Annotated in this window: 20 protein-coding genes; 10 read left to right on the top strand and 10 right to left on the bottom strand. The window is 64.4% G+C overall.

The genetic code is table 11. The annotated features are described in order from the left end of the window. The first annotated feature begins 46 nt into the window (after positions 1 to 46). Positions 47 to 1,282 (top strand): ABC transporter substrate-binding protein, encoded by a 1,236-nt coding sequence (locus AB7C87_RS21520; RefSeq protein WP_369731575.1) that lies wholly within the window; start codon positions 47 to 49, stop codon positions 1,280 to 1,282. 204 nt (positions 1,283 to 1,486) lie between these two features. Here the strand turns inward: AB7C87_RS21520 and AB7C87_RS21525 are convergent, their stop codons facing one another. After that, positions 1,487 to 1,936, bottom strand: a complete 450-nt coding sequence (locus tag AB7C87_RS21525; RefSeq protein WP_369731576.1) for a MaoC family dehydratase — start codon at positions 1,934 to 1,936, stop codon at positions 1,487 to 1,489. Positions 1,937 to 2,099: 163 nt separating this feature from the next. Here AB7C87_RS21525 and AB7C87_RS21530 point away from each other — a divergent pair, with 163 nt between their 5' ends. The 3 genes from AB7C87_RS21530 (at position 2,100) to AB7C87_RS21540 (ending at position 4,893) form a co-directional block, all read left to right on the top strand. Continuing rightward, positions 2,100 to 3,179 carry a Gfo/Idh/MocA family protein gene (locus AB7C87_RS21530; protein WP_369731577.1) on the top strand — a complete coding sequence of 360 codons (1,080 nt, stop codon included), beginning with the start codon at positions 2,100 to 2,102 and terminating at the stop codon, positions 3,177 to 3,179. 55 nt (positions 3,180 to 3,234) lie between these two features. After that, positions 3,235 to 4,443 (top strand): AGE family epimerase/isomerase, encoded by a 1,209-nt coding sequence (locus AB7C87_RS21535; RefSeq protein WP_369731578.1) that lies wholly within the window; start codon positions 3,235 to 3,237, stop codon positions 4,441 to 4,443. 111 nt (positions 4,444 to 4,554) lie between these two features. Continuing rightward, the gene (locus tag AB7C87_RS21540; RefSeq protein WP_369731579.1) at positions 4,555 to 4,893 is read left to right on the top strand and encodes an L-rhamnose mutarotase; all 339 of its coding nucleotides are present in this window, start codon (positions 4,555 to 4,557) and stop codon (positions 4,891 to 4,893) included. Positions 4,894 to 5,014: 121 nt separating this feature from the next. On the opposite strand, the gene AB7C87_RS21545 is transcribed toward AB7C87_RS21540, so the two are convergent. Further along, complete coding sequence (locus AB7C87_RS21545) at positions 5,015 to 5,884, bottom strand: amidohydrolase family protein (protein WP_369731580.1); 870 nt, start codon at positions 5,882 to 5,884, stop codon at positions 5,015 to 5,017. Positions 5,885 to 6,143: 259 nt separating this feature from the next. Here AB7C87_RS21545 and AB7C87_RS21550 point away from each other — a divergent pair, with 259 nt between their 5' ends. From AB7C87_RS21550 to AB7C87_RS21560, 3 genes are all read left to right on the top strand, one after another. After that, positions 6,144 to 7,349 carry a sugar ABC transporter substrate-binding protein gene (locus AB7C87_RS21550; RefSeq protein WP_369731581.1) on the top strand — a complete coding sequence of 402 codons (1,206 nt, stop codon included), beginning with the start codon at positions 6,144 to 6,146 and terminating at the stop codon, positions 7,347 to 7,349. A gap of 102 nt (positions 7,350 to 7,451) precedes the next feature. Further along, positions 7,452 to 8,378 carry an ABC transporter permease gene (locus tag AB7C87_RS21555; RefSeq protein WP_369731582.1) on the top strand — a complete coding sequence of 309 codons (927 nt, stop codon included), beginning with the start codon at positions 7,452 to 7,454 and terminating at the stop codon, positions 8,376 to 8,378. 1 nt (position 8,379) lies between these two features. Next, a complete protein-coding gene (locus AB7C87_RS21560; protein WP_369731583.1) occupies positions 8,380 to 9,168 on the top strand; it encodes an ATP-binding cassette domain-containing protein in 789 nt (262 codons plus the stop codon). A gap of 143 nt (positions 9,169 to 9,311) precedes the next feature. Here the strand turns inward: AB7C87_RS21560 and AB7C87_RS21565 are convergent, their stop codons facing one another. From AB7C87_RS21565 to AB7C87_RS21600, 8 genes are all read right to left on the bottom strand, one after another. Beyond that, positions 9,312 to 10,118 (bottom strand): SDR family NAD(P)-dependent oxidoreductase, encoded by an 807-nt coding sequence (locus AB7C87_RS21565; protein ID WP_369731584.1) that lies wholly within the window; start codon positions 10,116 to 10,118, stop codon positions 9,312 to 9,314. 106 nt (positions 10,119 to 10,224) lie between these two features. Continuing rightward, a complete protein-coding gene (locus AB7C87_RS21570; RefSeq protein WP_369731585.1) occupies positions 10,225 to 11,190 on the bottom strand; it encodes a carbohydrate kinase family protein in 966 nt (321 codons plus the stop codon). Between the two features lie 2 nt (positions 11,191 to 11,192). After that, the gene (locus AB7C87_RS21575; RefSeq protein WP_369731586.1) at positions 11,193 to 11,861 is read right to left on the bottom strand and encodes a transaldolase family protein; all 669 of its coding nucleotides are present in this window, start codon (positions 11,859 to 11,861) and stop codon (positions 11,193 to 11,195) included. 114 nt (positions 11,862 to 11,975) lie between these two features. Next, on the bottom strand, positions 11,976 to 13,109 hold the full coding sequence (locus tag AB7C87_RS21580; protein WP_369731587.1) for a UxaA family hydrolase: 1,134 nt from the start codon (positions 13,107 to 13,109) through the stop codon (positions 11,976 to 11,978). Further along, a complete protein-coding gene (locus tag AB7C87_RS21585; RefSeq protein WP_369731588.1) occupies positions 13,106 to 13,465 on the bottom strand; it encodes a UxaA family hydrolase in 360 nt (119 codons plus the stop codon). Before AB7C87_RS21585 ends, AB7C87_RS21580 begins: the two co-directional genes overlap by 4 nt. Next, positions 13,462 to 14,649: a UxaA family hydrolase gene (locus AB7C87_RS21590; protein ID WP_369731589.1), complete on the bottom strand. Its 1,188-nt coding sequence runs from the start codon at positions 14,647 to 14,649 to the stop codon at positions 13,462 to 13,464. The genes AB7C87_RS21585 and AB7C87_RS21590 overlap by 4 nt, the downstream gene beginning before the upstream one ends. A gap of 142 nt (positions 14,650 to 14,791) precedes the next feature. Next, positions 14,792 to 15,664: a fumarylacetoacetate hydrolase family protein gene (locus AB7C87_RS21595; protein WP_369731590.1), complete on the bottom strand. Its 873-nt coding sequence runs from the start codon at positions 15,662 to 15,664 to the stop codon at positions 14,792 to 14,794. Between the two features lie 1,102 nt (positions 15,665 to 16,766). Continuing rightward, the gene (locus AB7C87_RS21600) at positions 16,767 to 17,141 is read right to left on the bottom strand and encodes a Rid family detoxifying hydrolase (protein WP_369731591.1); all 375 of its coding nucleotides are present in this window, start codon (positions 17,139 to 17,141) and stop codon (positions 16,767 to 16,769) included. A 358-nt stretch (positions 17,142 to 17,499) separates the two neighbouring features. On the opposite strand from AB7C87_RS21600, the gene AB7C87_RS21605 reads away from it, so the two are divergent. The 3 genes from AB7C87_RS21605 (at position 17,500) to AB7C87_RS21615 (ending at position 20,706) form a co-directional block, all read left to right on the top strand. Next, positions 17,500 to 18,255, top strand: a complete 756-nt coding sequence (locus AB7C87_RS21605) for an IclR family transcriptional regulator (protein ID WP_369731592.1) — start codon at positions 17,500 to 17,502, stop codon at positions 18,253 to 18,255. A 101-nt stretch (positions 18,256 to 18,356) separates the two neighbouring features. Then, on the top strand, positions 18,357 to 19,475 hold the full coding sequence (locus tag AB7C87_RS21610; RefSeq protein ID WP_369731593.1) for a mandelate racemase/muconate lactonizing enzyme family protein: 1,119 nt from the start codon (positions 18,357 to 18,359) through the stop codon (positions 19,473 to 19,475). Positions 19,476 to 19,545: 70 nt separating this feature from the next. Then, positions 19,546 to 20,706, top strand: a complete 1,161-nt coding sequence (locus tag AB7C87_RS21615) for a hypothetical protein (RefSeq protein ID WP_369731594.1) — start codon at positions 19,546 to 19,548, stop codon at positions 20,704 to 20,706. Positions 20,707 to 20,721 lie beyond the last annotated feature (15 nt).

Here is a 20,721-nt window from a genome sequence, read left to right on the forward strand (position 1 = left end):
CCCCCTGCCCCGTAATCTTCTTGTTCTCGCCCACGAACTGTGGGCCATGCCAACGCTTCGATTCGTCGGGAGACCCTTCGAGGGGTTCGAGCGCGCCCTCGAGCGCCAGATGGCGTCGTTCGCGGAACAGTCGGACCGGGACGTCGAGTTCGTCCGCGACCACCGGCCGTTGCCGGAGATCCACGAGGAACTGGTCGAGACGGGCGACATCGCCGACGGGACGTACGATCTCTTCCTCTGTCTGAGCGACTGGCTCCCCGCGCTCGCCGACGCGGGCCACCTGCGCTCGCTCGATGGGCGCGTCGCCGAGACGCCGCCGGTCGACTGGCCGGAGGGGTGGGCCGACAGCATGCGCGACCTCGTCACCTACGACGGGACCGTCTACGGCGTCCCCTACCACGACGGCCCGGAGATCTTTCACTACCGCGAGGACCTCTTCGAAAGCGTCGCCGAACAGCGCGCGTTCAGACGCGAGTACGGCCGTCCGTTGGCGGTCCCCCGAACCTGGGAGGAGTTCCTCGAGGTCGCCGAGTTCTTCACCCGGCCCGAGGAGGACCTGTGGGGAACCGTCGTCGCGGCGCTTCCGGACGGCCACAACGACGTCTACGACTTCCTCATTCAACTGTGGAGCCGCGGTGGGGAGGTGCTCGACGAGGACGGTCGGCCGGCGTTCGACTCCGAAGCGGGTCGGGACGCACTCGCGTTCTACCACGACTTGATCCACGAACACGAGGTCACTCCGCCGGAATCCGTCGACCTCGAGAGCGTCGAAGCGGGACAGTGGTACGCCGACGGGAAGGCGGCGATGATGTGGAACTGGGCTGGCTTCGGCGCGATGGCCGAGTCGCCCGACTCCGCGGTGTTCGGTCACACCAACTACGGACTGATTCCCCGAGCCGACACCGAGGCCGGTGTTCACACCTCGCTTACCGTGCTCTACGGCCTGACGGTCCCCGCCGGAAGCGAACACCCCGACCTCGCCTACGAGTTTATACGCCATGCGACGAGCCCCGAAGGCGACCGCATCACGACACTCGAGGGGGCCTCCGGAACCCGGTTTTCGACCTGGCGCGATCCCGATGTCCTGCGTGCGAACTCCTTTTACTCGGTGCTAGAGGAGACCAACGCGAGCGCCGTCAACACGCTTCCGGGGATTCCACAGTACGTCGAACTCAACGAAATTATAGACGAGATGGTCGGGGAAGCCGTCGTCGAGCGGTCCGCGACGCCCGAGGAAGCGCTCGAACGCGCCGCCGAGCGGGCCGACGAGCTCCTCGAGTGATACGGATTACTGTAACGATTTACCGGTACAACCGCCGCTCGGGTCGCGGTTGTGCCGGAAATGACTTACAGTAAACCGTATGAGTAGCGCGTCGCCGAGCGGGCCGACGACCTGCGCACTCCCCTCGGGTTGACGATTCTCACCTCGAGTGACCAGCGTCTCCGAGAAATCGCGTGAGCGCCGCCCCGTTGGCGCAATTACTGATTACTCGCGTTCGACGAGAGTAATGTGTTCACACGCGAGCAACGTCTCGCCGTCTTCGTCCTCGACGGTGTACTCGTAGACGACCCGCCCGAGGTCCTCCGAGTGAGGTTCGGTCTCGACGACCTCCCGGTGGGCCGAGATCGTGGTGTCGATGAGGACGGGTTTGATGAACCGAAGCGAGTCGTAGCCGTAGGAGAACGATCGCGGATTCATGTCGGCGACCATCGCCTCCGCGATCGAGAAGACGAGGTTCCCGTGGGCGATCCGCCCGCCGAAATCGGAGTCGGCGCCAACCGTCTTGCTCATGTGAAGCGGGTGGAAATCGCTGCTGATGCCGGCGAAGTTGACGACGTCCGCCTCCGTGATCGTTCGGCCATCCTCCACCGAGTATCGTTCGCCCTCCTCGATCTCCTCGAAGTACCTGTCGGTGTCTTTCGCTGGTGCGTCCATGCGTCTCAGTATCGAGTGGGTTCGAGGCCCACATAAGCGTGTGGGTCGTCCGAATACGACGGTATAGGTCGCCGGAATACGACGGCGTGTGTCGCCTGAATACGGCCTCAGGGATCGCCCGCGGAGCACAACGTATTATTCGATCGGGATTCAATGGGGCGGTATGGTCGATCCGACCAGGGATTACACCGAACGGTACAGCGGTCTCGGCGGCCTCGAGATCGGCATCGTCGGCTGTGGCGAGATCGTCGAGAGCGCCCACCTCCCGGCGTACGACGCCGCCGGCTTCTCCGTCGCCGGCGTCACTGACGAGAACGCCGAACGGGCGACCGAGGTCGCAGATCGGTTCGACGTCGTCGCCTATCCGGACCTCGAGACGATGGTCGCGGACGTCGACGTCGTCGACGTCGCCGTTCCGCCACGGTTCCAGCCGGAGATCGTCGATACGGTCGTCGACGCCGGCTGTCACCTCCTCTGTCAGAAACCCCTCGCCGACGATTTCGAGGCGGCCGAGCGAATCTGTGAGCGTGTCGCCGACGCCGACGTGGTTGCCGCCGTCAACCAACAGATGCGCTGGGAGAAGTCGATCCGTGCCGTCTCGGATCTGCTCGAGGAGGGGGCCCTCGGCACGCCCCTGCGGGCGACGATCGAGGTCAACATCGAGACCGACTGGTCGAACTGGGGCTGGATGCTCGAGTCGCCCCGCCTCGAGGTGATGTTCCACAGCATCCACTACCTCGACGCGATGCGCTCTCTCTTCGGCGATCCGGTCGGCGTCTCCTCGACGATGGCGAAGGTTCCCAGCCAGCCCGCCGAGGGCGAGACGCGCACGCTTCACGTCCTCGAGTACCCCGACCAGTTACGGGCGACGATCGACGTCAACCACAACAACTGGGCGGATCCCTACGCCCGGTTCCGGTTCGAGGGCACGGAGGGACTGGTTCGCGGGACGATCGGCCTCTTCGATCACTATCCAGAGAGCGGTCCGGACACCTTCGAGTTCCTCGCCGCGGGCGACTCGGAGGGAGAGCGCTACGAGATCTCCGACGCCTGGTTCCCCGACGCGTTCGTCGGCACGATGGGGTCGTTGCTCGAGGCGATCGAGACGGGCGAGACGCCGCCGACACACGTCCAGGATAACCTCGAGACGCTCCGGCTCGCGAACGCGACGTACAAGTCCTGGAACGAACGCAGTCGCGTCGATCCGTCGACGGTCGCCGAGGATCACGAGCCGACGTGGTGAACCTCGCGGTTCCGAACCTGGCGCACTTATCTGGTCGCGCGTCCGATGAACGACCATGCAATCCGACGCGTACGCCTACCGAGCACGCCTCCTGGCGACGCTCAGATGCCAGTACCCGGACGCTCGATCAGATCGGGGATTTCGACTCCTCGATCCCCACACCGGTGATCCGTTCGACGACAGTCGTCGCCATCTGGTCGCGACCTGCCGGTCGACGATTCTGTTTTCGCTCGGGTCGCTCGTCGACGGTCCCGCGTGGTGTTCGGACGCGGCGGCCCACGGCCTCCGATTTCTCGAGACGGCTCATCGCGACGACGAAACCGGTGGCTATCGGTTGTGCGTCGACCCGGTCGGGGCCCCCGTCGACCGCACGCGGTCGGCGTACGCTCACGCGTTCGCGCTGACGGCGTACGCGCGGTCGACGGAAGCTGGCCTCGAAGGAGCGCGAACCGGCCTCGAGGACGTCACGGCGCTCCTCGAGGATCGATTCCTCGAGTCGAACGGCCTCCTGCGAAGCGACTGCGAGTCCGACTGGTCCGAACGCGAACCGTACCGGGGCATGAACGCCAACATGCACGCCTGCGAGGGCTATCTCGCGGCCTACGAGGCGACCGCCGAGCAACGCTTTCTCGAGCGGGCGGCAACGATCGCCCGCCGGATCACGGTCGACCTGGCGGCGGAGACGGACGGCCTGCTCTGGGAACACTACACCGACGAGTGGGACCACGACTTCGCGTACAACGAGGATCGCCCGGACGACCAGTTTCGCCCGCCGGGATATCTTCCGGGTCACCACGCCGAGTGGGCGAAGTTCCTCGCGCTTCTCGATCGGTACGGAGCGCCCACGTCGGCCGGAACCGACTGGTACCGCCGCGGTCTCGAGTTGTTCGAGGCCGCGGTCGATCTCGGCTGGACCGGCGACGGCTTCGTCTACACGGCCGACGCGGACGGCGAGACGTCGGTCGCCGATCGCTACGGCTGGGCGCTGGCGGAAGCGATCGGCGCGTCCGCGGTACTCGCCGACCGGGCCGCCGCTCGCGACGATCCGGCGGTGGAGACGGTCCGCGAGTGGCACGACCGGTTTCTCGAGTGCGTCCCCCGATTTCACGGCCCGGCGGGGCTCTGGTACGAGAAACGGACCGCGCCGGAGGCCGGCGACGAGCCGATCGGACCGGAGCCACCGGGGGTCGAACCCGACTACCACCCGGCGACCGCGTGGTACGAAAGCTGGCGGTCGGCGACGCTCCTCGAGGATCGCGGATAGATCCGCGATCTCACTGTTTCCGTTCGGCGGCGCTCGAGCTGTCCGGTTCGTGGCGAGCGCGACGGGCGTCGGCGAAACGTTTTCGACCTCGGGGTGAGTGAGTCCAGGACGATGACGGACGATCTCGAACGTGCGGTGTATCTCCAGCGAATCGATCCGGATCGACGAGACGAGTACGTGGCCGCCCACGACGACGTTCCCGACGGCGTGACGGACGCCATGGAACGGGCGGGGGTCGAACGGTTCGATCTCTACGTCCGCGACGACATCGCGGTCTGCATCCTCGAGGCCGAGGATATTTCGGCCTACGACGAGGTGATGGCGGACGATCCGGCGGTCGCGGAGTGGGAACGTCACGTCGCGCAGTTCAAAACCGAGGGGGTCGACGTCGACGCCGACTCGGACGAGCAGATTCCCTACATGGAGGAACTCTGGTCGTTCGAGCCCTGATGCGATCGGTGTGACGACGGCCGGTGTACAGTAGTCGTGTGATGGCGGCCGGTGTAACAGTGGTCGGTGTGACGTCAACGGGGTCGTGACTCGGAGCCTCGAGCGGGGCCGGGATCCGGCCCTAGCCGTGAACGCGCTCGAACGTGCGGTGAGTGAGAAACGCGAGGTCGCGACGCGAGAGCGTCTCGACGGTTTCGATCCAGGAGAGACAGGACTCGTAGTCGGCCCAGTCGTCCATCCATGGATAATCGGAGCCGAGCATGAGCCGTTCGGGCCCGAACCACTCGAGGAGGTTCTCGACGTAGCCGTGGACCGACTCGTAGGGCCAGGGTTCGTCGGCCGACCGGGGGATCGAACTCACCTTGACGGCCACGTTCTCGCGTTCGGCGACGGCTTCGAACGTCGTCCACGGCGGCTCGTTCGGGTCGGTGGTTTCGTCGGGCCAGGCCATGTGGTCGACGACGATCGAGGTGTCGGGATAGCGCTCCGCAAGCGTTGCGACCTGCTCGAGTTGCTCGGCTTTCGGGAACACGAACACGCTCGTATCTAGGTCGCCGGCGGCCCGCCAGACCGCCTCGAGTCGGTCGTCGGAGATCCAGTCACCGTCGCGATCGATCTCTGAGGGGTGTTCTTCGTACTCGAGGGCGGCGTGCATCCGGACGCCGAGCATTCGGTCGTGGCCCGTCACTCGCTCGAGGTGGCCGACGGCGTCGTCGGGATCCTCGGGGAAAAATTCCATCAGCCCGACGCCGTAGAGGCGGTCGGGATGGGCCTCGATGCTTCGCATCGTGTACTCGTTCGCCCGCGACCCTCGTCCGTACATGGGCGTGGTGACGATGACGCCTTCGTCGACGCCGGCGCGATCCATGTCCTCGATCAGGTTCTGGTGCGTGTACGGCCCGCTCCATCCTGGCGGCACCACCTCCGCTCGCCAGGGTAGTTCCGCGCGATTCGGTCCCCAGGTGTGGGTGTGTGCGTCGATCCACTTCATTTCCGCTCGCGAGTTCGTCCGTCTCCGAAATAAAGATGTAGTACGGCTTGAGACGAACCGCGGCGCCTGGTTCCGGTTCGTGTGCGTTCGTTCGTGTTCCGTCCGCGACCACCCGATCACAGAAATCGGCCGCTCGATCGTCCGATCTGGGTTGGGTGGCGATGGACGTCGGCGGTTTCTCCCGCCTTATGTTCTCAAATTGACAAGTAGCGGTCGTTGTGGAAAGTATTAAGTGACGAACCGCTCAATACAGTCGTGTATGCCACAGGTTAACAGGAGAGAGTACATCGCAGCGGTTACTGCGTTCGGTGCCCTCGGGGTCGCTGGCTGTCTCGGAGACGAAAACGGGGACGGCAACGGTGGGAACGGCAACGGAGGCAACGGCGGGAACGGCAACGGAGGCAACGGCGGGAACGGCGACGGGCCACGGATCGGTGTTTCACAGCACATCTCCGGTGGCGCGTGGGTCGCCGCGTTCTTCGAAGCCGGACAGTGGTACGCCGAAGAACAAGGCGTCGACGTCGACATCCGAATTCACGACGACGACACCGCCGAACAGATCCAACACATCCAGCAGTTCATCGCGGAGGACTTCGACGGGATCGTCGCCGCACCGTTCGACGAAGCCGTCGACAGTGCCATCGAAGACGCCGAGGAGGCGGGGATCCCCGTCTTCTGTGCGAACGATCCGGGAACGACCGACGCGATCACGACGTACACCGGGTTCGACAACTACCTCGCCGGCGAGGAGTGTGCGAACCTGATGCTCGAGGCCTTCGAAGAACAGGATGGCGGCGACGGTGACTACGAAGTTCTACACGTTCGCGGCCCGTTCACCCAGGCCGGAAACGCCAGGACTGACGGCTTCATCGACCGGATGGACGAGGAAGATAATGTGGAAGTCGTCGCGGAACTCGAGTCCGAGTGGACGGCCGAAAGCGCCCAGTCGGTCGCGCTGGACTGGTTGAGCGCGAACGATACGCCGGATGGTATCTACTCGTCGAACATGACCTCCGGCTACGGAACCCACCGCGCGCTCGAACAGCTCGATCAGTCCGTTCCCTTCGGCGAGGACGGCCACATCGTGTTGACCCAGCCCGACGGCGGGCCACAGATTCACCCGCTGATCGAGGACGGCTACATCTACGCCGCCGTCGACCAGCCGAACTACTTCTACGTGCCACTGGCGATGCGTCAGTGTCTCGATTACATCGAGGACGGCGAGGATTCGGTCCCCGAACCCGGAGACGAGGTGACCGAAGACGACATCGTGATCGAGCCCACCTACATCGACGAGATCGGCCAGGAGCTGTGGTCGGAGCCGATCTGGGCGCCGGCGATGGTCGAGGAACGCGACGGCCACCCACACGTCCTGACCCAGGCGATCACGATCACCCAGGATAACGTCAACGACGACCAGCTCTGGGGCAACATCTGGGGCGAAGACGCGGAAGCAGAACAGTAACTAACCAGCAGGGTTATTCGTTTATATATGAGTTTTCAAAATAGAGTCACAAAGCACTTCGACGTTCTATCCGGGAATACGGCGTTAATACTGCTCGAGAACATGATATGGCCGGTGTTGCTGGTCACGTCACTCGTGGTTCTCGTCGCCGTTCCGTCGGTGTTCACCAACGTGCCGACGATCCGGCTTATGGTGTACGCGATGGTTCCGCTCGGGCTGATCGTACTGGCCGAAAGTATCTGTCTACTCTCGGGTCACTTCGACCTCTCGGTCGGCTCGATCGCCGGCTTCTCCGCCGTCTTTACGGCGATGGTGATGGGTCCCTGGGGGGTGATCAGCGATCCGATCCTCGGCATCCTGCTCATCGTCGCGGTCGGTTCGTTCATCGGCATGCTCAACGGGGTCTTCATCGCCAAGTTCGGCGTCAACCCGTTCTTGCAAACGTTGGCGTTCCTGATCATCTTCGGCGGCGGGAAACTCGCGTTGACGACCCAGCCGGTGTTCGGCCTCCCGGAGGGCTTCCTCCTTCCGGGCGGAACCGTCGGGGTCGCCGTCGGTATCCTCCTCGCCTCGTTCTTGGTGATCTCGGTGATGTTCAAGTACACCAACTTCGGACGGGCGGTGTACGCCGTCGGGAGCGACAAGGAGTCCGCACGCGAAGTCGGCATCAACGTCGACGGCATCATCATCGCCGTCTACACGATGAGCGGGCTCTTTTCTGCGCTCGCCGGATTGATGCTCATCGGATTCATCGGCGGCGTCCCGCCGGACATCGCGGACGACATGGTGTTCCCGGCGTTCGCCGCGGCGATTATCGGCGGGATCAGCCTCTTTGGCGGTCGCGGGAAGCTGATGGGTGCCTTCGGTGGCGTCTTGTTGCTCTCGCTCATCCAGACGTCGCTGAACGTCGCCGGTACCGATCCGACGATCATCGGCGTCGTTGAGGGCTTCGTGTTGCTCGTCGCCATCCTGCTGTACACGACCAAAGCGCGCCTGCGCCAGCGGATCCTCTCCGCGGAGGTGGCCTAAAATGAGTTCCAGTGATCAATCGTCCGTCGAATCCGAACCGCGCCAGGTCGACTCGAAGATCGAGGTCCAGAACGTCAAGAAGCTGTTCGGACGGATCGTCGCGCTCGAGGACGTCAATCTGGCCGTCGAAGAGAACGAAATCCTCGCGCTCGTCGGCGACAACGGGGCCGGCAAGTCCACGCTGATGAACGTCTTCTGTGGGAACCACCGACCGACCGAGGGCCAGATCTACTACGACGGCGAGCCGGTCTCGTTCTCGACCCCCGAGGACGCCCGCGACATCGGCATCGAAACCGTCTACCAGGACCTCGCGTTGATGGGTGATCTCGACGTTGCGACGAACATCTTCATCGGGAACTTCCCTGTGCGCAAGCTCGGTCCACTGAAGATTATCGACTGGGATCGGACGTACGAGGAGGCCGGAGAGATCATCAAGACTCACCTCAAACGGGATATCGACCCCCGCGCAGAGGTCGACTTCCACTCGGGCGGCGAACGGCAACTGGTCGCCATCGCCCGCGCGCTCGCGTTCAATCCAGAGGTCGTTATCCTCGACGAACCCACGAGCGCGCTCTCGGTGGACGCAACGAACTTGGTTCACGAAACCGTACAGAACCTGAAAGAAAACGGCCACACGATCATCATCGTCAGCCACAGCATGGACGAGGTGTTCTCGCTTGCAGACCGCGTCGCCGTGCTCCACCAGGGCCAGATCGTCGACGCCGTCCCGACCGACGAGGTCACCCAGGACGAACTCGAGCACATGATGACGACCGGAACGCGTCCGTAACGTCCGACTCGCCGTCTCTTTTGTTTCTCGCCGACCGATACGTCCTCCAGTGACGACTCATACGGTTTGCTGTACCGATTTACCGGTGTGACCGCAGGATGGATCGCGGTCGCACCGGAAATGACTGACAGCAGACCGTATGACTACTCGAGGTTGCCGCCGCCGCTTACCCGCAAAATCTCCCCGACGACGTACTCGGCGCGGTCGCTACAGAGAAACAGGACGCCGTCTGCGAGGTCGCGTGGCTGTCCGAGCCGACCCAGCGGACGGGCTTCGCCCCACTCGGCCAGGACGTCCTCGCCGGTCCGGTCCGGATCGTCCGCCGCGATCTGGTCGGCTTCGTAGCGGAGCTGGCGGGTCTCGGTGACGTCGGTCGAGACGGCGTTCATTCGAATCCCCTCCTGTGCGAGGTCGTGGGCCATCCGCCACGTGAGGCCGTTTACCGCCGTATTCGAGACGCCGTAGATCCCGCGGCCGCCAGTTCGCCGATCCCCGGTCTGGCTGGTCACGTTGACGATCGACCCCGCGACGTCCGCCTCGAGCATCCGTTCGGCGACCAGCTTCGAGGCGTAAAACTGCGAGCGGACGTTGACCGCCATCGTAAACTCCCACTCCTCGAGATCGGCCTCGACCATCGACGACTCCTCGGGCCAGACGGCGGCGTTGTTGACGAGGATCGTAATCGGGCCGAGGGCCGCTTCGGCCGACTCGACGAGGCGCTCGATCTCCGACGTCTCCGAGAGATCAGCCGCGACGCCGACGACGTCGCCGTCGCCGTACTCCTCGAGTTCGGTCGCGGTGGTCTCGACGTCCGATTCGGTTCGCGAGTTGACGATCACGTTCGCGTCCGCCGTCGCGAACGCCTCGGCGATTCCGCGACCGATGCCGCTTGTTGATCCCGTTACGAGCGCGGTTTCGTCGCTAAAGTCGTATGACGCAGTTCCCGTCATGTGCTGACCATGGGCGGAAAATCGAATAAAGCTACCCCTTCGTTACTGCCGGTGGCCCCCTCGGTCGCTGACTCCGCGGACGATACCTCCGGTAGCCGCCGTGGGATCACTCCCAGGGAAGCGATCCCGCGAGCGACTGAACGGCGCCGACTCCCGTGAGCGCGGCGACCGACCCCTTCCGCGTGGTCGTCACCGCCCCGACGCCGTTCGCCGTCGCGAGCACCCGTTCGGGGTCCGTACAGCCGGCGACGATCGACGCGATCGCACCGGCGAGAAAGCCGTCGCCGGCCCCCGTCGTATCGACCGCGTCGACGTCGTACCCCTCGTGGCGCGTGCGCCCGGGAATCGGACTCTCCGCGGTTCCGTACGCGAGTGCACCCTCGGTCCCGAGCGTCAGAAAGACCGTCTGTGGACCGCGGTCGGTCACCGCCTCGGCGAGATCGATCGGCGCGTCAGCCTCGAAGCCGGCCAGTTCGAGGTCCTCGGTGCTCGCTTTCACCACGTCGACGCGCTCGAGTGCGTCGGCGAGGACGCGCTCGAACTCCGCCGGGCCGTCCCACATCTCCGGGCGGGCGTTCGGATCGAGCGAGACGGTACACCCCTGTGCGCTGGCTCGCTCGGCGAGGTCGAGCGTCGCGGTCCGGCTTGGCTCGACGCTCAGGGTTACGCCGGTGAGATGAACCCACGAACAGTCCGCGAGCGCTTCGTCCGGGACGGTCCCTGCCTGCATGCGCGTGTCGGCGGTATCCGCCCGATAGAAGTCGAACCGGCGCTCGCCGTCCCGGTCGTTCGAGACGAACGCAAGCGTCGTCTTTGCCTCCGGATCGCGGACGACGAACCGATCGGAAATCGCCGTCTCGTCCAGTCTCCCCGCCAGGAAGTCGCCGAACCCGTCCCCGCCGAGGCGGGTCCAGAACAGCGGTGGGAAGCCCAGTCGCTCGAGTGCGATCGCGACGTTCGCGGCCGAGCCGCCGAATTTCGGCTCGAACGCGTCGACGTCCGCGATCTCGCCGGGTCGGTTCGGCAGGAAGTCGACGAGCGTGTCCCCGGCGACGAGGATTTCTCCGGGCACGGTCACTCACCGGATCGATCCGCGACCGGGCTCGAGCGGTCGCCCCAGTCGTCGTCGAAGCCTGCGATTCCCTCGGCCGTCTTGTGGTGGTGAAACTGCGCTTCGAGCGTCTCCGGTGGCAACGTCACGGCGTCGACGCCCGCTCGGTAGAGCTTCGTCGCCTGTGCCCGCGTTCGGACGCTCGCCGCGAGCAGTTCCGTCTCGAAGCCGTAGGCGTCGAACGTCTCCTGCATGCCCGTGACGACGTCGATCCCGTCCTCGCCAGCGTCCTCGAGTCGCCCGACGTACGGTGCGACGAACGTGGCGTCGTTTTTCGCCGCCAACACCGCCTGGGCGATCGAGAAGACGACCGTAATTCCCGCCTCGATGCCCTCCGCCCTGAGTCGCTCGAGGGCCTCGTAGCCCGCCGGCGTCGCCGGGATCTTTACGATTACGTCCGGTCCCCACGAGTCGTACGCCCGTCCCTCGGCCACCATTCCCTCGACGTCGTCGGCGATCACCTGCGCGAACACGGGTCCGTCGATCGCTTCGGACAGCCGTTCGATCGTCGCCCTGTAGGAGACGTCAGTCGAGGCGACGAGCGACGGATTCGTCGTCACGCCGTCGATAACGCCACTCGAGCGGTACTCGCGGACGGTCTCCTCAGACGCCGTATCGATGTACAATCGCATGAGTTCACATTGGCCGTTCCGACCATAATTCTATCCCAACGGCCCGCTTTCGACCGGCCTGACGTCCCGCCGTCGCCGGGCCACGAATCACCGTCAAAAATCGACTGCCGCCCGCTACATCGAGGGGCCGACGCGCGTCACCGCGAACTCCGTGAGCCCGTGGCGTTCCGCACAGCTCGGCTGACCGCCGAGGACGTCCCGGACGGTCTCCTCGAGGTCGTCCACGTCGGCTCGCGTCGCGTCGACGTCGATATCCGACTCGAGGGTTCGGTACGTGGACTCCTCGCCGGTGAGCTTGACGACCGGAACGATCGGGTGGCCGACCGGAATGCCGTCGGCCGTCGCGTGGAGGACGACGTGGGCGCCCGCGCCGGCGAGTGCGGTCGCCGCTTCCGCGAACTGGGCGGGTGCGTCGACGAGCGCGACGCCGGAATCGTGACTCGCGCGCTCGCCGTAGGGGAGGACGTCCCTGATCGGGAGTCCGTTCCACGACCGGGTCAGTTCCTCCGCGGATCGCTCGGCGGCGCGACGTTGCAATCCGGGCGTTCGCGGCGGCTCTTGCCGTCGCTCGTCGAACACGCGGTCGACGCTCGACCGCGCCGCGTCGTCCGCCGCCAGTTCCCGGAGATCGTCGGTGTGGGGGAGCAGTCGTTCGGTGCCGGCGACGACGACGCGCCCGCCGGCGTCGACGACGCGTTCTGCGAACTCGCCGACGAGTGGGTCCGCGGCGTCGACGGTCGAATCTCGGACGTCGCTACTGACGATTCCGACCGTCAGGTCTCCGAGCGTCCCGTCGGTTTGCCGATCCGCGCGATCGGAGAGCAACTCCCTCCCGGCCTCGATGCCGCGGTCGACGGTCTGTTCGGAACCACCAGACGACTGGATCGAGAGTTCGCGTACGGGAACCTCGAGGTCCGAAAGCTGGGCGGCGAGTTCGTCGCTCTGGATGGTCTCACAGCCGAGTCCGACGACGACGACGCCCATCACGTTCGGGTTCGTTCCGATGCCCAGGAAGGTTCGTCTGGACTGGTCGGTGTCCGAGCCGAGCTGGCCACAGCCGTGGTCGTGGGGCGCGCTGACGGCTCCCGGCAGTTCGTCCGCGATCCGATCGGCGACGATGTGCGAGCAGATGACCGACGGCAAGACGAGCAGGCGATTTCGGACGCCGATTCCCCCGTCACGCGTCTCGAACGCCTCGAACGTTCGATCCGAGTCGGTTCGGTGCTCGGCGTCGGCACTCGGTGTCATTCGGAATCACCCTCCGTGGTGGCATCGGCGGCCCCATCCGTTTCGACGCGCTCGTCCTCGCCTGCGCCGACGTCGCCGCGCCCGCGCATGCTCTCACAGTTGTGGGTGTGGACCCACTCGCCGGCCTCGATTTCCCGGGTCGCCGCGCCGATCACCTCGCCGTACTTGCGAACGCGGTCGCCGCGGTCCATCGCCGTGATGGCGATCTTGTGGCCGAACTCGACGTCCTCGCCGAGCTCGATCACGCCGCCGTCGACGCGCAGTTCGACGCCCGCCTCGAGGTCCTCGATCGCCGTCGCGACCGTATCGCCCTCGGCCATGACGAGCGCGCGGTCGTCGATCACCTCGCCTTTCATGGTTCACCTCGCAGGCCCGTCAGTTCGCGCGGCTGGATCTCGTTGATCGCGAACTCCTCGAGGCGGCGATGTTCGGCTTCGGTCAGCCGTCCGCCCGCGACCTCGAGTAAGTGCTCGAACAGCCGTTCGCCGACGTCCGGAAGCGACTCGCCCGAGATGACCGTACTCGCATCGAAGTCGATGTTGTTCGAGAGGCGCTTCCACGTCTTCGGGTTGCCCGTCACCTTGACGACGGGGGCGATCGGGTTCCCCGTCGTGCTCCCGCGGCCGGTGGTGAACGTGACGATCTGTGCGCCGCCGGCGACCTTCCCGACGACGCTCTCGACGTCGTAGCCGGGCGTATCCATCAACACGAGGCCGCCGCCGGTCGGGAGCTCCTCGCCGTACTCGACGATGTCACGGACCGGCGTCGTTCCGCCCTTCGAGATCGCGCCGAGGCTCTTCTCCTCGATCGTCGTCAGCCCGCCGTCCTGGTTGCCCGGGGAGGGCTGTGCGCCCCGCAGGTCGACGCCCATCAGGTGGGCCATGTTCTCGCGCAACTCGACGTGCGCTAAGAGTCGTTCGCGGACGTCCTCGTCGACACAGCGGTCGGAGAGGATGTGTTCCGCGCCGATGAACTCCGGCGTCTCGCTGAAGGTCGCGGTGCCGCCCGCTTCGACGAGTCGATCGCAGGCGTTTCCGACGGCCGGGTTCGCCGCGATGCCGCTGGTCGCGTCGCTGCCGCCGCACTCGACGCCCAAGGTTAGTTCGCTCGCGTCTGCTGACTCCCGCGTCGCGTCGCCGATGTCGTCGGCGAGCGTGCGGACGATCGACGCCCCCTCGTCTACGGCCGCCTTCGTTCCGCCGGCATCGTAGATCGAGACCGTCTCGACCGGCTTTCCGGCGTCTGCGATCCGGTCTGCCAGCGCTTCCCCGTCGATCGTCTCGGTGCCGAGTTCGACGACCAGGGCCGCGCCGACGTTCGGATTTCGTCCGACGCCCGCGAGGACGCGTTCGGTCTGTACTCGAGCGGGATCCGGCTGGTCCGATCCCATCTGGTGTGGGGTCGCACGAACCGGCTCTCCCGCGTTCGAGGCGATCTCGCTCGCGATTGAACTGGCCGTCACGGACGTCGGAATCACGGCGACGTGATTCCGAACGCCGATCGAGCCGTCGGCCCGGCGGTACCCTAGAAACTCTGCCATGGTCCGAATTCGGAAACTGAGCCCATAGCCCTTACGGATGGCATCTCGATCGATCTCCGACGACGGCTCGAGCGCTCGCTTTCGCGGGTCGGTCGGAGATCAGTTACAAACGGAGTCGGTTCGCCGGCGGGATTCGGCCGTGCTACACCTCGGTGACCGTATTCGAGAGCGTTCCGATCCCCTCGATGCCGATTTCGATCTGATCCGCCGGCTCGAGGGTAAACTCGTCGTCGGGGACCAGGGACGTCCCGGTCAACAGTACGGAGACGTCGGGGACCGCGTTGTGTCTGACGTACCAGTCGACCAGCTCGTCGATGGATCGAACCATCTGACTTGTGTTCGTCGATTCGTCGTACAGCACGTCTCCGTCTCGTTCGATGCGCATCCACATCTCGAGATTGGCGGGATCGTCGATCGACGTGGCCGACCGAACCGCCGGGCCGATAGCACAGCTTCGGTCGTACACCTTCGACTGCGGGAGATACAGCGGGTTCTCGCCTTCGATCGCCCGGCTACTCATGTCGTTGCCGATCGTGTAGCCGACGATCTCTTCGCCCGAGAGGACGACGCCGAGTTCGGGTTCGGGAACGTCCCAGTCCGAGTCGGCCCGGATTCCGACTCGATCGTTCGGCCCGACGACGCGTTCGGGCGTCGCTTTGAAGAACAGCTCCGGCCGATCGCTGTCGTACACTCGAAGATAGATTTCCGGTTTCGAACTCTCTGCCTCTCGAGCCTCCTCGCTGATCCGATAGGTGACGCCCGCGGCCCAGACCTCCTGGGGCGTTACCGGTTCCAGCAACGCCTCTCCGTCGAGGCGCTCGGACGGAATCGATTTCGCCTCCTCGAGCAGGCGCTTTGCGATCGTGTCGATCTCGGTATCGGCGACGTCTGCGGCGTACAGTAGGTCGTCGAACGTCCGTAGCCGCGAGTTAGCGGTCGAGAGGTCGACGTGGGACCCGTCTCGCTTTGCAACGAGATGGGTGTCTCCATCGACGCGTAGCTGATAATAGCGCATATATATGTGGCTGTTCTCCACATATATCAACGTTTCTGATGGAGAGCTAACGACTGCTCCTGACGTGTTCTCGCAGAGGACTCCCGACAGCTGACATTTTTCTCCCGAGTCGAGAATCGACGACTCGGACGGTGTCCGAGCCGCTAACTCTCTTAGTTGTCTCCGGCTATCGGCTCGAGTTTCTCGTTCGTATCGTCTGCGAGTTCTGACCCGTGATTCTACCATCATTGGCTGACCAAATACCACTTCCATATACTGGTAATGAATAATACGTGTTATCTCTGTTATGATCTGCACTGGCCACAACTGAAGCACGAAGCCGATCTCCGATCCGATTTCGGCTGTTGTGGGAATTCTCCGAACGGAGTGAATCACGACTCGAGTCGAATCGGTCCCGTCTCGGTCGGACTCGGGACACCGGATACCGACAGTAACCCTCGAAGCGGCCAATTTGGGGTGTCTGTGGGAGGTCTTTCGGTTCGTTTCGAAAAAACGATCAGAGAGCGTCTCGCTTTCGCCGGCAGTGTCGACCGGATAACCGAACTCTCCACGACAAGGTTCCCGATGTCCGAGGCCTCCGATTGGGACGGAATCGGCCCCAGTCGAGACCGACCAGACACCTTCCCCACAAATAAATACAGATAGATTGGCTAGTTTCCGTACCTTACTCTTTTCATACCATTTCGAACCCGTCTCCCGGTGGCCGTCGAGTGGCGTCTCGGGAACTCGGCCTGTCCGCACGAACGTACTCCGATCGACGTCGGTGAACGTCGTCGCCCGCTCGGCCGCGACCCGACGGCCGTCGGACGGTGTACGCCGTCGGAACCGAGGTCGTCTCACCCGCTCGAGTGTCGTCGGCAGAACGGGTTGATCGCTTCCTCGAACTCGCGAGCGGTGTCGCAACGACTGCACCGATCGACACACAGACCGTACAGCTCACGGACCGTCCTTCCCCCGCTCGCCGTCGCGACTCTCGCGTCACTCGAACCGCGCTTCCGTCCCGGTGAGTAGGTGTACAACGACGTGTAGTGGCTACTGTCGTAGACCAAGATATTTTCGTAGGCGAGCGGGCGAATCAGCCACCGCGTCGGTGAGTCGAACGTTACGCTTTCGCGATCACTTCTATCTCGACCCCGATGTCGATCGGCAACTCGACGACCTGAACGGCGCTTCGGGCGGGGTAGGGCTCGCTGACGAACTCCCGATAGACCTCGTTGACCGCGTCGTAATCGGACATATCCGTGACGAACACCGTGGCCTTCAGTACGTCGTCGAGGGAACTTCCCCCCGCCTCGAGGACCGCATCGATGTTTTCGAGCGTTCGACGCGTTTGGTCTCGAATGCCCGTCGAAACGATTTCGTCGGTGTCGGGGTCGACGGGACCCTGGCCCGAGACGAAAATCCGTCCGTCGTCGACGATTGCCTGTGAGAACGGGCCGATGCTCGCTGGCGCGTCGTCGGTTTCGATTTCTCGCATCGGACGAAACGAGAGCACCGTGTGCTCATAATTTCTTCGATCGGGTCCCTGCTTCGAGTTTATCCCGCCGTCGATCGTTGATTTCAGGACCACCTGCACCGTCTATACGCCGTGACCATCCGCTCGGGGCCAATCGTGGGGCCAAATCGACCAGCGTTCGTTTTCTCGAGTATTGTCCATGTTCGAACGATTCTTCCGAGGAACGGGTAGCGCGTCGAGACGACCGAAATTGATTACGGTTGTACGACTGTAATTTTCCGAACACAATTTCAGCCATGCTGAAATCGAGTCACCGTTCGACCGACATTCCATGGGAACAGTTATTAAGATTCGGTATAGACTACCGGTACCCAGAACCATGCCCCAAAACGAAGAAAACGCCGTCAAAACGACGGCCCGGTCCCTGGATATCGTCGAAACGTTACGACAGCTGAATGGGGCGCGACTCACCGAGATCGCCGATGCCGTCGAATTGCCCAACAGTACGGTCCACAACCACCTCGCGACCCTTCGGGAACGGGGCTACGTCGTCAAACAGGGCCATCAGTACCACGTCGGGCTCCGGTTCCTGGATTTCGGCGAGTACGCCCGTCGCACCCGCGAAGCGTATCTGCCGGCCCAGGACGAGCTGGACCAGCTCGCTTCGGAGACCGGACAGACCGGCTTTCTGCTCACCGAGGAAAACGGCGTCGGAGTCGTCCTCTACGTCTCGCGAGACGACGGGGCGGTACCGGTCGACCTTCGGCCGGGAAACCGCCTCCCGTTGCACACCTCCGGGGTCGGGCAGGCGTACATGGCGTATCTTTCCGACGAGAAGATCGACGAGATCGTCGAGCGATTCGGCCTTCCCGAACGGACCGACGCGACCGTCTCCGATCCGGCCGAACTACACGACACGCTCGCCGAGATCCGAGAACGAGGGATCGCTGTCGACGTCGGCGGCCGACTCCCGGGCGTCACGAGTATCGGAACGGCGATCAAAAACGAGAGCGGAAAAGTCGTCGCCTCGATCGGTATCGCCGGCGCCAGCGGGAGCATCGACGACGTCGACGCGGCGATCCAGCAGGTAAAAAACACCGCGAACATCATTGATCTCCGTATCGCTCACTCCTGATCGTTCTTTCAGTACTGTTGAAACGGCTCCGGCGTAGTCCTCGAGCGAACGTCGACTTCCCGACAAAATGATTGATATAGGACGCCACGAGCATGGGGTACATGACGATCACTACCCTTGAGGCGATCCCCGTACGGATGGGTGTCGCCCCGCTCGAGGAGGACCTCGGCTTGGCACCGTACGTCAGCAATCACGACCGCGTCGAATCCGTCGATCGCGTGCTCGTCCGTCTGGAGACCGACGACGGCACCGTCGGCTGGGGAGAGATGCTCGTCGCGCTCAAATCGGCCACCGTCACGAAAACCGTCATCGAAGAGGTCATCGCGCCGGAACTGATCGGCGAACCGGTCGAAAGCGCACACGCGGTCCTCGAGGAGTTTTACTATCCCTACGTTCGGATCGACCCGTTCCTTGGTGCGGTCGACACCGCCGTGTGGGACGCCCTCGGGAAGAAAATCGGTGCGCCGATCTCGGAGCTCCTCGGAGGACGCGTCACCGACGAGGTCGACGTCGCGTTCTGTCTTGGGATCTTGTCCCCCGAGGAGTCGGCGACACACGCTCGAGACGCCGCCGACGCGGGTTTTACCGCGTTGAAGACGAAGGCGGGGCCGGACTGGAGCGTCGACGTCGAGCGACTGGCGGCGATGTACGACGCCGTCGACGGCGAACTCGAGTTCCGCCTCGATCCGAATCAGGGGTGGACGATGACCGAGGCCGTCCGCGCGCTCACCAGGCTGGAAAACCGCGGCATCTTCCTCGAGTACATCGAACAGCCCCTCAGAACGGAGACGTTCGGGAGTTACGCGGCGCTTCGCTCTCGGACGCGGACGCCGATCGGCGTCAACGAGGATACCTACTTCAACGGCAATCTCCGGCAACTGCTCGCGGCGGACGCGATCGACGCTGCCGTCATCGACCTCGTGCCGGCCGGCGGTCTCTCAGCGGCGCGCGGACAGGCCGCGCAAGCCGAAGCGGCCGGCGTATCGGTGTCCCACCACTGCGGATTCGATCTCGGGATAAAGACTGCGGCGATGTTACACCTCGTGGGCTCCACCGCCGCAATCGATCTGGCGCCCGACTCCGTCTACTACGGCTGGGAGGATTACGTGATCGAGGACCCCTTCGACGTTCGAGATGGAGCGTATCCGGTCCCCACCGACCCCGGGTTGGGGATCACTGTCGACGAATCGCAGGTCGAACGGTACCGTCTCGACGCATGAACGGCGGGAACACGACGGTTGGGATGCGAACCGACGCGAACGGCGGAACCGACGCGAACGGAGATTTCACATGAAGGCCGTCTGGGCGTACCCGTGGGCGCTTCGGGAGAACGGACTGGCGGACACGTGCCAGGAGCTAACGGCGGCGGGCGTCGACCGACTCAACGTCGCGGCTCACTATCACTCGATCAGGACGCTCAATCCGCGCTCGGAATCGAACCCCTTTACCGATTCGTCCGGCGGGTGCTTCTTCCGACCGGACGACGCACACTTTTCGGAGTCCCCGATCGACCCGCCTGTGTGTGAGCGGTCGGGGGTGTCCGATCCGCTCGGCGACGTGATCGACGCCGCGAACGCCGCGGGACTCGACGTCTCCGCTTGGACCGTCTGCTTACACAGTTCCCGGTTGGCAAGCGAATATCCCGAGTATCGCCCCGTCGGCCCCTTCGGAACGATCCACGAACACGGGCTCTGCCCCAGCCATCCGGCCGTACAGACCTACCTCTCGGCGCTCGTGCGGGCGCTCGCCGACCGCGGGGTGAGTCGCATCGACCTCGAGTCGATCGGCTATCCGACGGCGCTTCACCCCCACGGTGAGTCCTTCGGCCACCTGAAGAACTTCGCCGCGAGCGACGACCCGAGTCGGGCGTTGCTCTCGCAGTGTTTCTGTGAGGGCTGTCGGGAGCGGGCGGACTTCGATCTCGAGTCGGCCGCGAAACTGGTTCGTGACCTCCTCTCGAAGTCGTTAAACAGCGTCCAGGCCGCTCACGGACCGACCCTCGCGGACCTCGCGGACGAACACCCGCGTCTTACCGACCTGCTCGCGTTCAGGCGGGAGACGATCACGGAACTCGTCTCGAGGCTCGCCGCCAACAGCGGTGATGCGACGCTCAACTACTACGTCGCGGACGGGCTGGGACGGGGCGTCGACGACGGACGCTGGGCCGGCGTTCACCTCGAGGAACTCGCTTCGCACCTCGATGCGGTGACGGCGCTGTATTACTCGGACGACGCGTCGGTCACTGCCGGACGGGTACGGCGGATCCGGGAGCGGACGGGGTTGCCGACCGAGGCGGGGATCACGGTCGACCCCGGCGTCTGGCCCGAGGAATCCGGGTGGCGGCGGGCGGTCGACGCGGTGCTCGAGGAAGAGCCCGCGGGGCTCCACGTCTACAACCACTCGTTGATGACCGACGAACACGTCGACTGGCTCGGGAGGGTCGAACCGTGACAGTAGAAGCGTTTA

This window comes from Natrarchaeobius versutus (assembly GCF_041205745.1).
GTDB classification, from domain to species: domain Archaea; phylum Halobacteriota; class Halobacteria; order Halobacteriales; family Natrialbaceae; genus Natrarchaeobius; species Natrarchaeobius versutus.